The sequence below is a fragment of the Enterococcus sp. AZ050 genome, assembly GCF_051715085.1.
In the GTDB taxonomy this organism is placed as follows: domain Bacteria; phylum Bacillota; class Bacilli; order Lactobacillales; family Enterococcaceae; genus Enterococcus; species Enterococcus faecalis.
Window position 1 is genome coordinate 801,319 of sequence record NZ_JBIOTC010000001.1, and the last position, 15,075, is coordinate 816,393.

Below are 15,075 nucleotides of genomic sequence, written 5' to 3' on the forward strand. Positions count from 1 at the left end.
TTTATTAGTATTCTAATTCAAGGTTTGGTTGTTCAAATTCCTTACATGCTGTAGTTGCTTTTTCACTTTCTAAAGTCGTTTGAATTTCTTGATTTAATTGAGCTTGCAACGCTAGTTTTTCCTCCAGTTCTTTTTCTTGAGGAAATCCTCCTTGTTGTCGCTCTTTCGCTTTAGAAAATTGATCTTCTACGATTTCTAGTTTATTCACGGTGTCTGCATAGTAGCTTGGTATTCTTTGTAACTCATTTTCCATTTTTCTGATACCACCCAATCCATTTCCAAGAGCATTACTCACAATGTAATTGGATTGTCCAACCATACGGATATCTACATTTCCATATTCGTGGAAATTTTTTCTTACTTCTACTGTAAACCCATGATACTCACCAATCTCAGTAAAGTTCTCCGTGTTTTTATACAAAGTACAAAGTTCATCCAATTTTTCTGCTGCTTTTGCACGTTCAGTAAACGTTTGATTATCGATGGTTATTGAAAATTCTTGGTTTGCAGGTAATTCTACTAACTGTTTGTCCTCTTCTAATTTAGCTACCGTCTCTTTTAAAGAATTGACTCTCGCAGGTAATTCATGTTTAACTTGCCATTTTAAGCCTTCTTTTTCATTAATGAATGTTCGTTGCATCATTTTCAAACGAGCGATTTCATTATCTAATTTCATTTTTTCAGCAATCTTTGGATTTCCTGAAGCAATGGCCTTCATATCTCCCGCTTCCAAAACCGTATCTGACAATTCATCACAGCTACGTGTTACGGCTTTTCCTGTCATAACTTGGTTGATAAACGTTAATTTCTGCTCCTGAATTTGCCATAAGAAACTATCCAGAGAGCCTTTTGTGACGTACCGATAAATCTCAACCTCTTCATTTTCGTTGCCTTGACGGATAATTCGACCATCACGTTGTTCGATATCAGAAGGACGCCATGGACAGTCGACATGGTGACAGGCTATTAATTTTCTCTGCACGTTTGTTCCTGTACCAAGTTTACTCGTACTTCCTAATAAGACACGAATTTCACCTTCACGCATAGCATCAAATATCTCTTCCCGTTGTTTTTCGTTTTTAGCATCATGAATAAAGGCAATTTCTTCTGCTGGAATCCCTTTTTCAATCAGTTGTAATTTTAATTCATCGTAGATATTAAACCGTTGCGGATTAGGTGTTCCTGAATCTGAAAAAATCATTTGAGTAGATTTTCTTTCTTTAGAATTTTCCCAGATTTCAAATACCTTATTAGCACATGCAGCAACTTTTGTTTCTTTCAATTCTTCAACTGGATAACATTTAGAATCATAATCGTCCATTAAGCGTGGATCAAGCGCCATAAGTTTTCCTTCATTCGTAATTTTTAACATGTTATCAACGTCGGACGTTACTTCTTTTGCACGAATACGTTCTGCACGTTCCGCTAATTGAGCGACTTTTTCTTTTTGATATGTTGTCAGCTCTGTCACAATTACTTGTGCCTTTCCTGTTTTCATTTTTGGTACAGGTAAATTTAGCATATCTTTAGTTTGAATATCAGCAATCAAATTATACATTTGCATAAGTTCTGGTAAATTATGAAACTTCGCAAATCGATTTTTTATCTGATAACCTGTGCCTTCAGGAGTAATTTCCAAAGAAGAAATAATCTCACCAAATGTAGACGCCCACGCATCGAAATGATACACCCCATATTGTTTTAACACATCTGGTTGTAAATATTTTTGCATCGTATACAACTCCGACATCGAATTTGATACGGGAGTTCCTGTTGCAAATACTACCCCTCTGTTATTATGTTTTTCTAGCAAATAGCGACATTTCATTTCTTGATCGCTAGCTCTTAAGCTGTTTGAAGAATTCACACCTGCAACATTCGATAATTTGGTATAACTGTACAAATTTTTGTATTGGTGTGCTTCATCTACAAAAAGAAAATCAACCCCTAAATCTTCAAAATAGACTTGCTTATCTTTTTTATCTAATTTATTTAGATTTTCCAAACGTTCTTCTAAACGTTTTTCAAAGGCAATCATTTGCTTAATTGACCAGCTATCTTCATCAGATTCCATTTGATACGTAGCAATTGCGTCTGATACCTGGGCAATTTCTTCTTCCAGCATTTCTTTTTGTCTTTCTGGAGAAAGGGAAATTTTTTCATACTGCGAATGGCCAATAATTATGGCATCGTAATTCCCCACAGCAATTTTTGAGATAAAGGCTTGGCGGTTCTTTTTCTCAAAGTCTTTTTTAGTTGTAATTAAAACCTTTTTCGCTGGATAAAAACGTAATAGTTCATTCCCAAATTCATTGGTTAAATGGTTCGGCACAACATATAGCGGTTTATTAATTAATCCTTGCTCTTTCATTAACATTCCCGCACTAATCATGGACAATGTCTTTCCTGCACCTACCGTATGTGCCATCAATGCACGACCATTTTGAATAATACGTGCGACAACGTTTTTTTGGTGTGGACGTAGCTCATACAATTCATTTAAACCTGAAAACACTAAATAATCGCCATTATACGTTCTTGGAACAATTCGATTAAATCGTTCTTCATAAATTTCTTGCAGTTTTTCCAAACGTTTTTCATCTTTAAACACCCACGAACGGAATACCTCTTCTAATTGGTCTTGCTTGGAACGTGCATAGGCAGTTTCCGTTGGATTCAATACATATTTGTATTTATCTCCATCTCTTATTTTGTCCTTCACTTCAACTTTCTTTAGGTTTAAACTATTTTCAAGAATACTATACGCAGACGCACGCTTTGTTCCATATTGATTGGTAACAACGGCGCTTTTATCTTGTCCTTTTCCCTTAATAAAATAACGAACCGAAAGAGAGTCTTTTTCAATTTTAATCACATCATAGTTGATATAATAAGGTCTCGTTTCAAAAGTTTCATACATGAATTCCTGGTACATTTCTGTTGGTATCCATGAACTTCCAATCGAAAATTCTATGTCTCCTGCTTTAACTGGACTTGGTTGCACTTCTTGTAATGCTTTAAAATTTCGTTCAAAAATATCTGGGTGCTTTTCTGCCGCTCTTTTTGCTTCAAGTAATTTTGTTTTCACATCACCACTTAAATATTCTTCTGCTTCTTGCCATCCTTCCCCAAAAAGATTGGATTCATCATATAAATTTGGTTCAAGAAATACTTTCTCCCCTAATTCTTCTAAAATCGTTTCTGCAGGTTTGGAATAGATATCAGACATATATGCCCAATCAATCTTTAAACGATTGCCCAAAGACGCATGTAGCGCTTCTAACGCAGAAGAAACGCTCTTAATCTCTTTTTTAGGTCGAATCGTCGCTTGAGTAAATATTTCAGACTTAGTAATACTTCCATCTTTTTCAAGCACTTCAATCGAGCGAAGTAACGGTAAATAATCATCTTTCACAAAAACCTTTTGATTTTCATTAATGGATCCATACTTTTCAACAAACGAATCGTAAGATTGATTTAGTTTTTCTTGTAACTCTTTCAACGTTTCTGTATCATAGTCAACTTCTCGTTGAATCGCAATCACATCCAATAACGTATTACGAATATCAATTAATCGTTTCATTTTATCAAATGCTTTCCCTGATACATCAACTTTCACGATTTCATTAGAATCATTGTAATAGATTTGATTATCAATGAGTTCATGTGTAAATAACGGAATTTCGTCAATAGAAAGCGGCTCTTTTTCCACTATATCCGCTTTTTCTATTTCTTCGACTATTTTCCTCTCACCAAAATAACGACCTTCTATGCGTTCAAACGCTTGTTTCAATTGCACATCAAGTGGTGTACCTGACGAAACAACCGACAATGTATTCCCATGGTGGTGTCTTATTTCAAACTGGCCACAAACTTGTTCAGGGTGATCGTGATAATAATTGTTATACCAGATTGCTCCTTGTTTTCCTGTTTTTACAAAACACCAATTAGGTGAATAGGCTTGGGTAGCAGCCCATGAGACATCTTTTTGGAAAAATAAAATATCTGTGGTCACTTCTGTTCCTGCAATCTTTTTAAATGCATTATTTGGAAGTCTTGCTGCTCCAAGTAATTTTGCCTCTTTACTGACATCAAGAAGTATATCTCCAGTCAAATTATCTAACGTATTAGTAGACGTTATAATGGCTACTATTCCGCCATCGTGTACACTATCAATGGCTTTTCTTAAAAAATAATTGTGGATAGAATAACGTCGTTCAAACTGACTATCCGTTATTTTTTGCTGGTCAAAAGGAACATTACTTATGACTAAATCATACTGATCTGTTAAAGGCCCTACTTCTTCAAATCCTTTGATTTTTATGTCAGCTTCAGGGTGCAATTGTTTTGCAATCGTTCCAGTAACTTCATCTAATTCAATTCCATGCAATTCGGATTGGTCTTTTAAAGTATCTGGTAAAGCAGAAAAGAAGTTTCCCGTACCCATCGCGGGATCTAAAATTTTTCCTCCTGTGAACCCGAATGCTTGGACTTTTTGATACATTGCTTTAATAATCATTGGGTCTGTATAGTAAGCAGTCAGTACACTTTCTCGCATCTGTTTATATTGCTTTTCAGTTACTAAAGAACGTAATTCTTCTCGTTCTTTTTCATAGTTGTCAGAACGTGTATCAAATACTTTCGCAATACCACCCCAGCCAACATATTTAGCTAAAATTACTTGTTCTTCAGGTGTTGCTAATCGATTTTCTTTTTGAATCTTTTTTGATAATCGAATAGCTGCTATATTATTTCGAATTTTCTCTTTCGGTTTCGTATCATAAAAATGTTCTGTTTCTGGAAAATAGAATGCTTGTCCTGTTTCTTGCAAAACTTGCTCTTCTTCAAGAGAAGAACTTCCTATCATTGTAGTGTCTGATACGTTTTCTGATTCAACATTATCTGAAGAAAAATCAAATAGCGAAAGCTCTTGTTCAGAGTTTTCGCTATTGGTTTTCGTTTTATTTTGTTTTATGAATGTATCATCATCTAACGTACTTCTATATTGATGATAGCCAATAGTTTCTCCACCAATTAAATACTGATTAGTGAGAATAAGTTCGTCCAACGTCTGTGTAACTTGTTTCCAACTATATTGTATATCATCAATAGAAACACCTTTTGAAGAATACGATACATGAGGTTGATTTGGTCCTGCATGGCCATAGTATCCATATTCATCTTTTAAGAATTTAATACGTAACGACTGTGATTTTACATTATTGAAAAAATGAACAACCCGATACTTACCATGTTCGGTTCCTGTTCCTTGAAGGAGTTCCTCATTTAACAACGACATGGCTGTATTTTCGTCTAGTTGAGTAGTTCCTTCATTGCTACTTCCGTTGCTTGTTGTCGATACTGATTCCGTATTTTCGTTGCGGTCATCAAGTCTTTCTGTTGTTCTTTCGTCAACGGCGCTTGTTGTTCGTACTGATTCTCCAATTCGCTGATTCGATTCCACATTTTTTGTTCCATTTCGTGGCCGTAGCTCATCAAGCTGGCGTCCATCATTTTTATCACGTACTCCGATCTGTTTCGATTCTTCAAATTCTCTACTGCTATCTTCCCGAATCTCCCCAATGGTTTGTTGTCGGGATATGTGACTTGAGGAATCTGTACTCCAGCTTCGTTCTCCTTGTATGTCATACTCATTGCTATTCATCCTTTCTTCTTGTTTTAATAATAAAATTTCTTTACTTACGACACGATTCATTTCATTCGCAACTTGCATAATTGGAACAAATTTATTCAAATCTTGTAAATCCACGTTCCATTCAATAGATTTTGTAAAAGATTGTATTGTTTTATACCGGATTAATTCTTTACCAATTACTTCCGCTAAACGATTCTCAGCTTGCGACAAATGACTATAATTCTGAATTTCAGCTATTTTACTTTTTACCTGTTCGATAGTAAATAACTGACTATATTCTTGCTCTGACAAAGTATAATCTGGAAAATCTATTTTTTTACCATACGTTTGAGACACATCAAAAAAGTTAAGCCCTTGAACTCTATCTTCATTGAATCGTAAAGCACATATTGCTTTTTGCCCTCTTTTAACAAATCGTCCTATTCGTATCCAGGTATCAAAATCAGCTAAATACTTTGCTTGTGGCCTTTGCCCATGAATACAAAGCTGTTCATCTATCGAATACTTATGCAAATAACTACTCTGCTTCAAAAAATTAAAAAAGTTTTGTTCTGTTTTAGTGACCTGTAAAAAAGTTTCATCATACAAACTTAATAGCTTTTTTTGTTTCGTTGGGTGCAAATCTAGTCTTCCTTTCATTACTCCCGCTCACACAAATCATATATTAACGCACATGATTAGTCAAGCAGGGAAATTTCATTTTATGCTACAAAAAATACTTTTTAAAAAGATAGTCCTTGTTCCATCTCATGCTGAGCCATTTTTTGTTCAATTGCAGCAATTCCTAGTTCTTCTTGTAAATATATATTTTCCTCCTGTTGTTGTTCATATGCCTCCCACATTTCATTTTCTATTTCAGCTAATTCTTTAGCTTCTTCATCCTCTTCAAGTAATCGCTGTTCAGTTTCTTCTTGTGCTTTTTCTATGTCTTCAAGTTTTGTTAAGTCATATCTTGACTGTAAATCTTCCCAAAATTCTTCATCGTCTAATTCCATAATATTTTCTTCTAATTCGATAGAGGCCTGTTTTACTTTTTCTTCTAATTCTGGAAGAGGTTCTTTTGTTTCTCTTTCAAAAACTTCAGACATTCCTTCTGCTGTTTGAATCGGTACATACTTTTCCTGTTCTTCTGAAATAGAACTTTCTAATTTTTCTATAGAAAATCCTTCTTGTTCAAATTGCTGCAACATTTCTAATTGTTCTTCTGAGTAATTATTGGTTTCTAATGTTAATACCGTTTGCGTTTCTGGTACAACTTGAACTAGCTCGCTCAAAACCATCGAATGATATTCAGGGTGATATCTATCAATTGACGTGTCTTTAAAAAAGGCTTCAATAGACCCATGATCTACATCTCTAATATAACCACCCCCTCCCTCAGAATAACCATTCCACATTGAACCATCTTGAAAAACATAAATCGCTTGACGAATATTACTTGTTTTTTCAAATCCTTCATCGTAAAAATCTGAAAAATCAAAATTAGATACTTCTTTTTGCATATTGTTTCCTCTTTTCTTTTTGATAAATAAAAAAAGAAGATAGCTTCAGCTATCTTCTAATACACAATGGTTGCTTATTAAAAAATCATTTCTGTACCGATAGAATGTTCTAACTCTCGATACGCCTTTTCATTTAAGTAATTTTGTAAACTATTTTGGCACGCTTTCCGTAAATGATACATCTGTTTTCGAAATTCATAATCACTTTGTTTCGAGTGATTCTTGTTGAATCCTACATTTGTCGAGCGGAATGCCGAAGGTTGCTTTTTGGTCAATACACCTTTTTCTATCGTTTCATCTTTTTTTCGTTCTTTTATAGGAATCTCTTCTGTCTGAGAATAATCATAAACCTTCTTTTTTTCAAAACGAAAACTCTCTTCTCCTTCCTTTTTTAGGCTAATTAATAAAATAGGCTTGTCTTTTTCTGACTCTTTTATTCGACGATTCTTCAGTTGCCAACGCTCTTCTCCTAACACATACGTTGCTTCTGGTTTTTGGTTCAAAATTGACCGTTGGTTTGTACTTGAATAATTTTCTAAGTTGCTTTTTATCTTCTTAGAAGGCCCTTCATGCATTGACACATATTCCGCACGATTGTTGCTAGGTAAGATAATCTTTTTCTTTAATTTTCCATGTTCAAATATACTCACAGGTTCTGCCAAATCCTCATCATTTACTTTATGGAAATAAACCCCTCGCTTTTCTTTAATAGCGGTTTCTTTTTCTAATTCCATTTGACGTATAATATTCTGATTTCGCTCTTCTCTTGTAGCTTCACGGTTTTCAAAAAAACGATTCAACGTGTCTAATGCTTGAGTTAATGGTGTTTCTTCTTTTTTTGCTTCTGTTTGTTGAGCTGTTATCTGTTCTTCTTCGTTATCCATTGGCTGCTCTGCCTCTAATGATGAAAACATCCGTTGCTCTTCTTCTGTCCACTCCTCTTTATTTGTGCACAGCTCTGAGAGAGGCTTTTCACTTTGTACGTCAATTAAAGATTCTGATTCTTCACTTGGCATAGAAGCTTCTAACGACGCATAGCCTTCAGAAAAGCCCCCCTCCTCTGTTACTATTTGTTGTTCTGTTAAAAATTGTTCGTTTGGACTATCTCTTTCTCTATTTTCTTCTTCAATTAATGCTGACAAAGAAGCAGCTCGTGGTGTTTTTCTGAATAATTCAGGGTGTTTTTTTGCTTCGGATAAAATTAAGTTTCCTATACGAGAATACAAACTATTTTTTCCATAAAGTTGTTGATCATAATACGTAGGTTTATTTCTTGGATTCCCATATACTTCTTCATAATCATCAGAAATTTGTTTTAAACGTGGAAGAATTTTATCCATCAATTCTTTGCCATCAGTTTCTAGAAATAAATCAATTAATCGGTCCAATTCTGGTTTAAAATGGTGGCGCTCCGCAAAACCATATTTCCAAAAATATTGATTGCGAGGAAGTTTTTCCATGAGTTGAACAAAGCGTTGTTCATACTGCCCTTGTGTAAATTGTTCCTGACAAGATTCTGCTAATCTTTTTTGATAATCTAGGTAGGTCTGCAATGACAATAATTGTTCTTTATTTTGCATTAATTCATTCACGAAAGCACGTTTTGTCGCTGTGATATTTTTTTGCGCAAATTTCCCTTTATATTGCCAACCTGATTTGTGAGGCTCTGTTGGGTGAATATAATTAATCCATTCTCTTGTCGGTTCTTTTTCAACATAACCTACGTGAACATGAAGGTTATCTGTGTTGTAGTGAATGGCCGCTGTCCATTCACCTTTCAATCCTTCTTTCTTTTCCAATTCAGCTACGGCTTTTCAAGTAGCTTGGTAAATATATTGCGCTTTTAAATGATTGGTTTTCTCATCTAAGTAACCTTTTTCAATTAACCATTCATTGCGAAAACTAAAGACTAATTGCCATAAAGGTGAGCGATTTTCTTGTGCCTCACTAAAGTATTTTTTCATTCGGTGAACTTCGTTTTCTGGTGTTTGATCATAATTTTTTGTAAATAGTGCAGAGGTTTTTTCTGGATTCGACATATAATCATTATAGGTCGAAAACATCACTTCTCCTCCGCCATCAATAGCAGAAATACTGTCCATAAAATTTTGTGTAGAAAAAGCATTAAAACGATCGAATTGTTCATTACGAGTGGCTTCATTTCTTTCCATATAATCCAAGTAAGCTTGATACGTATTGGAACCAGGCATAACAAACGCACTCGTCAAGATAATGCCTGCTGTTTTCTTAGTCATTTCTTCCCGTCACTTGAGAATATTTCTTTTTATTAATCGCTTCTGTTTTTCTACTTTCTTGTCGTTTTTTTACTAGCTCTTTCGCTTCAATAAACGCTGCATGTTCTTCCCCTTCTTTGATTTCTAGTTGCATAAAATCTGTCATTGCATTGAATAAAACCATAAATAATTCTGTCCGCTCTTCAATCACCGAAACCATTTTTTTCGTTTGATTTTGTGTGGCCAATAATTCGTCTGATTGATTCATCGTTGTCCGTTCAGAAATATCCAATAGAAACTCAATCGTATCTCCTAAACTATAATGTAATTTGTCTGCCAACTGATCCAATCGCTCTTTCGTTTTTGCTGACATATAAATACTTGTTGATTTCTTTACTTCTAAAGTGTTTTTCGTCATTTTTCATTCTCCATTTCGTCAAAAGTTTTTCCTGGTTCGAGCATTTTCATTGCTAAAATTTCCATGCCCAATTGCATCGTTTCAACTACATCTTTTGTAAAAGCTTGATAACGAATTTCTGTCTCTAATTGAAACTCTTCATAGGCATTTTTTTTCAGAATGTCACGCAACATTTCATCTCGTCCACTGTACCCTTTTTCCTTTGCCACTTTTACTAATCGTTGGCTCGTTTCTCTATCAATATCTCTTATCTTTATAATGACTTTTTCTGTCACTTTTACCACATTTCCTTCCTTTTTTATTTCCTTTCACTTCTTGTTATTTTGTTGTACCTTCGTTATTTATCTTTCTAGTTCTGAGCAGTTTGCTTAATCGCCACTCTTCTTGTAAGAGCATAAGGGGAAATGGGGGACACACAGGGTGTCCCGCCTTGCAGTGCAAGGCTTTCCGGTGTAGTACATTTTTGCCCACTCATAATACATTCATACTACATACATGCTACATTCATAATACATATATACTACATTTCTAATAGATACGTATTTATTGATTTTACAGTAATTGTGCTTTTGACATACTACATTTCTAATAGACACATACTACATTCATACTACAAACATAATACATTTCTAATAGACACATACTACGTTTTTAATAGGTGTAAAATGATTAATTATTTGTTATTTTATTTCGCTTTTCAGCTAATTTTTCTGCTTTTTCCTCTAATAATTCTTGTTCCTCAGCTATCTTCTTTTTGGTTTCTAAATAGGTTTCTTTTTCTCTTTCCAACCCTCTAACAATTTCTTCTCCATCTTCTTTTTCCTCCCCAACTTTATAGAACAATTCTTGTTTTTCAGTAGCTATTTTTTCTTCAATTAATTTCATTTCTTCATCAATTTTTTTACTGTTTTCCGCTAATAATTTTTGTTGTTTTCCTACCTCTTTTTCTTCAATTTTAATGACCTCTAATTCATAATTTTCTTTTGGTTTTTCTTTTAAGTCAGGACTGTTTTTACTTTTTCTAACGTCCCAATAAAACGTTGTTTGTTGCGATTGATTCTTTTGTTTTTCTTCTGCTTCCTCTTCAATTTGTTCGATAGAAGTTGGCGCTTTTTTCTCTTCGTTGTACCCAAAATCAATAATAATTTCTTTCCATTCTTTGGGTATGCCATTCAATTTCAGTAAGTAGTAACCCGTTGAAATTTCTTGTAAATCGGTTTTTATTTGTTGCTTACTTTTGCTTTCTCCTGCGAAAGCAACATAATTTTTATGCACCTGGTCGTTCCCATCTTCTATAGAAAAAAGAACTTCTCCATACCCACTATCCTCATTTACTTTTCGTGATAAAATTTCAACTTCACTAGACCCGATTTTTGTTTTACTTGCCACGCCAATTCCTGTATCTAACATAGGGCTATCATCTTTAAAAATACTTCTTGAAAAGCTAAAAAATAGATACCCACAAATAGTAAAAACACACATCAAAATATAAAATTTTGAGGCATGTTTTTGTAATTTTGACTGTATTTTACGAGGTTTTTTTTCCTTCGATTGGACTTGTTCTCGAAATGTTTCAATACGTTCTTGCCATTCATTTATCTTGTCAAACATTCGTTTCACTCCTTAGAAAAATAGCTAGTAGGAAAATCTCGTGAAGCAATTTGTTCTTCAAATTTTTTTATTTTCCAATGATTATTTTCGTCTTTTTCTAACGTAAATTGATCGATATATTTCACATCAAATGCTTGCGCACTTCCGTGTTTCGTTGAAACAACCAGACAACCAATCATTCTTGCTTTACCAGTAATGCCATCAAGCTGAACATAGTATTGTTCACTTACTGTTTCTTGTTCAATTCGGAAGCTATCTTTGTAGTCATCTACCCAAGCAGGACGTAACGTTTTTGCTAATTTGGGTTCACATATTTCCGATAATTTTTTTAATTTTTCTTCTGCCGTATCGGTAGAAATATCATAATAGGCTTTCCTAAATTGTTCTCCAATCGCTTTTAAATTTTTATATTCTCTATGTGAATAAGTATGTTTCGGAATCGGAACTTCTCCTGCTGTTCCGTTAGCTTTTTTCTCCTTTAACGACTGTAATTCTTCTTCTAATTGCTTGTTTTTTTCTTCATAGTTTTGCATGATTTTTGTTTCTTGTGGTGCCAATATTTTCTTTGTATAGAAGAAGGTTCCTCCTATCCCTAATAATAAACCACAACAACCAATCATTAACCATTGAGGCATTGATTTCATTATTTTCCCTCGCATTCTTGTATTTTTTTACAAAAAAAAGCAACCTAAGAATTCTTTCTTAGATTGCTTTTTCCTGTCTATTTTATTAACTCTGTACTCAAATAAACATACCTATGACTTCAATAACATCAATCCATGTTAATACATCACATTGCTCTATTTTTTCTACATTTCTATTCGTATAATCCACCGAACGCAATTGATGTGTAACAACGTCTCCTGCAATTTTTTGTGGGTCTTTTATAGAAATATATGTCCCAAAGCTTCTTTTAGAAGACGTTATGGGACAGACCAAACAAAAACCTGTCCGTTCATTAAATTCATCTTTACTGACGACCAATGCAGGTCTTCGTTTTTTTATCTCTTTACCTTTAGAAGGGTCAAAATCTAACCAAATAATGTCACGCTGTTTTGGTGTATACATTAATATTCTTCCCCTTCAAGCTTCATAGTGTCCCATTCTTTATCTTCTTCTGTTAAAGACTCTCTAAAACCTTCCCACGCTTCTTTCTTTTCAAAAATATCTTCTTTTTTAGGTTTTAGAATATACGTGTCACCTACTTTAAAAATAGTAAAGGCTTCCCCAACTTCTGGAGAGATATCTTTTGGGAAAATTGCTCCTACAGAATTGCCGATTTTTCTTGCGATGGTTTCCATTCTTTTCAGCTCCATTCTTTAGTTTAACAAAGTTTAACTCAATTTAATTCAATTGTCAAAAAGAATGAATAGCAATTTATTATAAAAGAAAAATACAACTTATTATTTGTTTTTTCGCACAATACTACGGATTTTCGTTATCGAATAGGTACGATTATACTTCGCTACTATTCTTCCTTTTTCTGAATTTTGCTCGTAGGTAGTAAACGATTGCCCACCGTCTGAAACACTCGCTATTACGCCTGTATGGCCCCATATTTGAGGTGTTAATATTCCTCCTGCGTACCAATTAACAATGTCTCCTGCGCGCAAATCTGACGGCTTAGGGTCAATAATTACTGACCATCCATATGATGCCCAATCGTAATCTTCGCCAATTCTTTCTGCATAGTCGAAGCCACTTCCTCGTAATTGTGGGCCTCCTAATTTTTCAACGTAATAAGCGGTCAACATGTAACACTCTCCGCCGTAAAGTTCCTGACCTAAAACAGATTCTAAAACCGCTAAAGAAGCCCCATTTCCACCATTCGCAACCCCTTGTTGCATACTATTCACGTACTGATACACTAATTCTGCATAAAACATATTTCCATAAGCATAGCGCCAATTTCCATGAGAACTTGCTATCGGATTCGTATATGGAACCTTCAATCCATTCGCTTGCTGTCTAGCAAATTCTACGCCTGCATCAAACGTATATGGACGATTATTAGCATGTAACCAACTAAGAAAACCTCCGCCATAGTTATATGCTTGTAAGGCTGCTTTTCTATCTTCTATGCCATATTGTTTTGCTAATTGTAAAACACTTTTGTAATGGATAATTCCTTGCCGAATAGACTGTTCAGGATCAGTTATTGAGTTGGGCGGCAATCCCGCACTTTCACTTGATTGAAACGGATCGCCACCTCTTCCTCCTGATTCCACCATAATAATGGCCAAAAGATAAGGAACTTCTTCTGAAACCCCCATCTCTTTGGCAATTCGCTCAACAATTGGTTTTAACGCTAATACTTCTGCTGAAAGTCCTTGATTTTCTACAGGAGAAAGATTTGTTTTTTCCTCTTCTTCAGTACCTATTGCAAGCATGATAATATAATTTATTTCTTGAGCAACAGACATTGTAACTAAAGCTATACTTCCTAATAAAGCAACGATAAGAAAAATTTTCGCCTTTAAACCTCTCATACCGACACCTCTTGATACTGTACAGCCTTTTGTTGGTTATATAGTTGTTGCGCTTGCTGTTGTTCTTTTTCCTTCAGTTCACGACTGGCAAGACGCCCTGTTTTTTGCATTTCTAAGACTTCATTGTAATCTCCTTTTTCTATCGCTGTTGGCAAGTATAAAGTTAACTTAGTGTTTTCTTTCATTTCAGCATTTTTACTATAAGTACCATGCACGTTACTCACTAATTCTTTTCCAGCTTCATCATTATTTACAGCTAACACGATCCTTCCAATAGAACAGTTCATCGTATTGGATAAATCACGACACGTTCGCCAAAGGGTTTCTTCTTTTAAACCAGACAATGAAAGGAAAAAGCTATTTTTAGGCAAATATTCTTTATCTAACTCATACAACGATAAAGATTCTATTGGACTTTCTGTCACATAAAGTGTAATAGGTTCTTTAAAATCAACATTTTTGGCAAACAAAAAACCACGTTGTCCGTGGCTATTTAAAGCAATTCCCTTAAAATATTTTCGTTCTAAATTAAGGTCATTCTCTTTCGTTTTTTTTATTCGCTTTGCCAATGGTCGAGCATAGGTTCCTTGCACATCCGCTCCAACCACTGTTCCCATTTTACCTTTTCCAATATCAGAAAATTTAAAAAGAATGTTGTGGCGATTGTCTGAACTAATCATTTGTTTATCTACAAATTCTTGAATGGTTTCATCAGATAAATAGCGACTTCTTAAATAATCCCAGCCTTTTTCATCTAATACACCTGTGTCATAATTTCCTGTGATTGAAAGCTTATCTAAGCGAAATGCTTCTTGTCGTGGTTCTTGTTGTTTATTTGCTGTTTTCGTTGTCGTGTATCGTTTCTGCTGATTAAATTGAAAGTCTAACAATTGACGCACTACTTGCTCGTAAGGCTCTTGATAATAAGTCATAACAAAATCTATCGCATTATCATACGAATTGATTCCTTGAGAATACCAATTTACGACACCTGTTTTGGCATTTGCTCGCATACTATCATGCAGTGTATGTTCTAAAAATTTGGAAGAAACTTTTTCAAAAGTTTCTCCTCGCTCTTGCATATACGCCAACATATTTGCACGTCTTGCAATTGCTAACTGTTTTTGGGAGAAAACAGGAATGGTTGACATGTGTTTCCCTCCTA

The 15,075-nt window shown here is 34.6% G+C and carries 10 protein-coding genes and 1 pseudogene; all 11 read right to left on the minus strand.

From position 1 onward, the window contains the following. Nucleotides 1-4: 4 nt before the first annotated feature. The 11 genes and pseudogenes from IGJ04_RS03930 to IGJ04_RS03980 all read right to left on the minus strand — a co-directional run bounded on the left by IGJ04_RS03930 (nt 5) and on the right by IGJ04_RS03980 (nt 15,061). Nucleotides 5-6,295 (minus strand): SNF2-related protein, encoded by a 6,291-nt coding sequence (locus tag IGJ04_RS03930; protein ID WP_438839929.1) that lies wholly within the window; start codon nt 6,293-6,295, stop codon nt 5-7. Nucleotides 6,296-6,378: 83 nt separating this feature from the next. Beyond that, complete coding sequence (locus IGJ04_RS03935) at nt 6,379-7,158, minus strand: hypothetical protein (protein ID WP_325829761.1); 780 nt, start codon at nt 7,156-7,158, stop codon at nt 6,379-6,381. 77 nt (nt 7,159-7,235) lie between these two features. Then, nucleotides 7,236-9,413: pseudogene (mobP2, locus tag IGJ04_RS03940) on the minus strand (MobP2 family relaxase). After that, nucleotides 9,406-9,810 (minus strand): hypothetical protein, encoded by a 405-nt coding sequence (locus IGJ04_RS03945; protein ID WP_016622190.1) that lies wholly within the window; start codon nt 9,808-9,810, stop codon nt 9,406-9,408. The pseudogene mobP2 and the gene IGJ04_RS03945 overlap by 8 nt, the downstream one beginning before the upstream one ends. Further along, entirely contained in the window at nt 9,807-10,085 is a 279-nt protein-coding gene (locus tag IGJ04_RS03950) for a hypothetical protein (RefSeq protein WP_438839930.1), read from the minus strand. Before IGJ04_RS03950 ends, IGJ04_RS03945 begins: the two co-directional genes overlap by 4 nt. 394 nt (nt 10,086-10,479) lie before the next feature. Continuing rightward, entirely contained in the window at nt 10,480-11,421 is a 942-nt protein-coding gene (locus IGJ04_RS03955) for a hypothetical protein (protein WP_438724645.1), read from the minus strand. A gap of 5 nt (nt 11,422-11,426) precedes the next feature. Next, complete coding sequence (locus tag IGJ04_RS03960; RefSeq protein ID WP_242384647.1) at nt 11,427-12,065, minus strand: hypothetical protein; 639 nt, start codon at nt 12,063-12,065, stop codon at nt 11,427-11,429. A gap of 97 nt (nt 12,066-12,162) precedes the next feature. Beyond that, nucleotides 12,163-12,489, minus strand: coding sequence for a type II toxin-antitoxin system PemK/MazF family toxin (locus tag IGJ04_RS03965; protein ID WP_014862335.1), 327 nt, complete (start codon nt 12,487-12,489; stop codon nt 12,163-12,165). Beyond that, nucleotides 12,489-12,722, minus strand: coding sequence for an AbrB/MazE/SpoVT family DNA-binding domain-containing protein (locus tag IGJ04_RS03970; protein ID WP_014862336.1), 234 nt, complete (start codon nt 12,720-12,722; stop codon nt 12,489-12,491). The genes IGJ04_RS03965 and IGJ04_RS03970 overlap by 1 nt, the downstream gene beginning before the upstream one ends. A 102-nt stretch (nt 12,723-12,824) precedes the next feature. Further along, nucleotides 12,825-13,910 (minus strand): lysozyme family protein, encoded by a 1,086-nt coding sequence (locus IGJ04_RS03975; protein WP_438839931.1) that lies wholly within the window; start codon nt 13,908-13,910, stop codon nt 12,825-12,827. Beyond that, nucleotides 13,907-15,061, minus strand: coding sequence for a DUF3991 domain-containing protein (locus tag IGJ04_RS03980; RefSeq protein WP_438839932.1), 1,155 nt, complete (start codon nt 15,059-15,061; stop codon nt 13,907-13,909). The genes IGJ04_RS03975 and IGJ04_RS03980 overlap by 4 nt, the downstream gene beginning before the upstream one ends. Between the last annotated feature and the right edge of the window lie 14 nt (nt 15,062-15,075).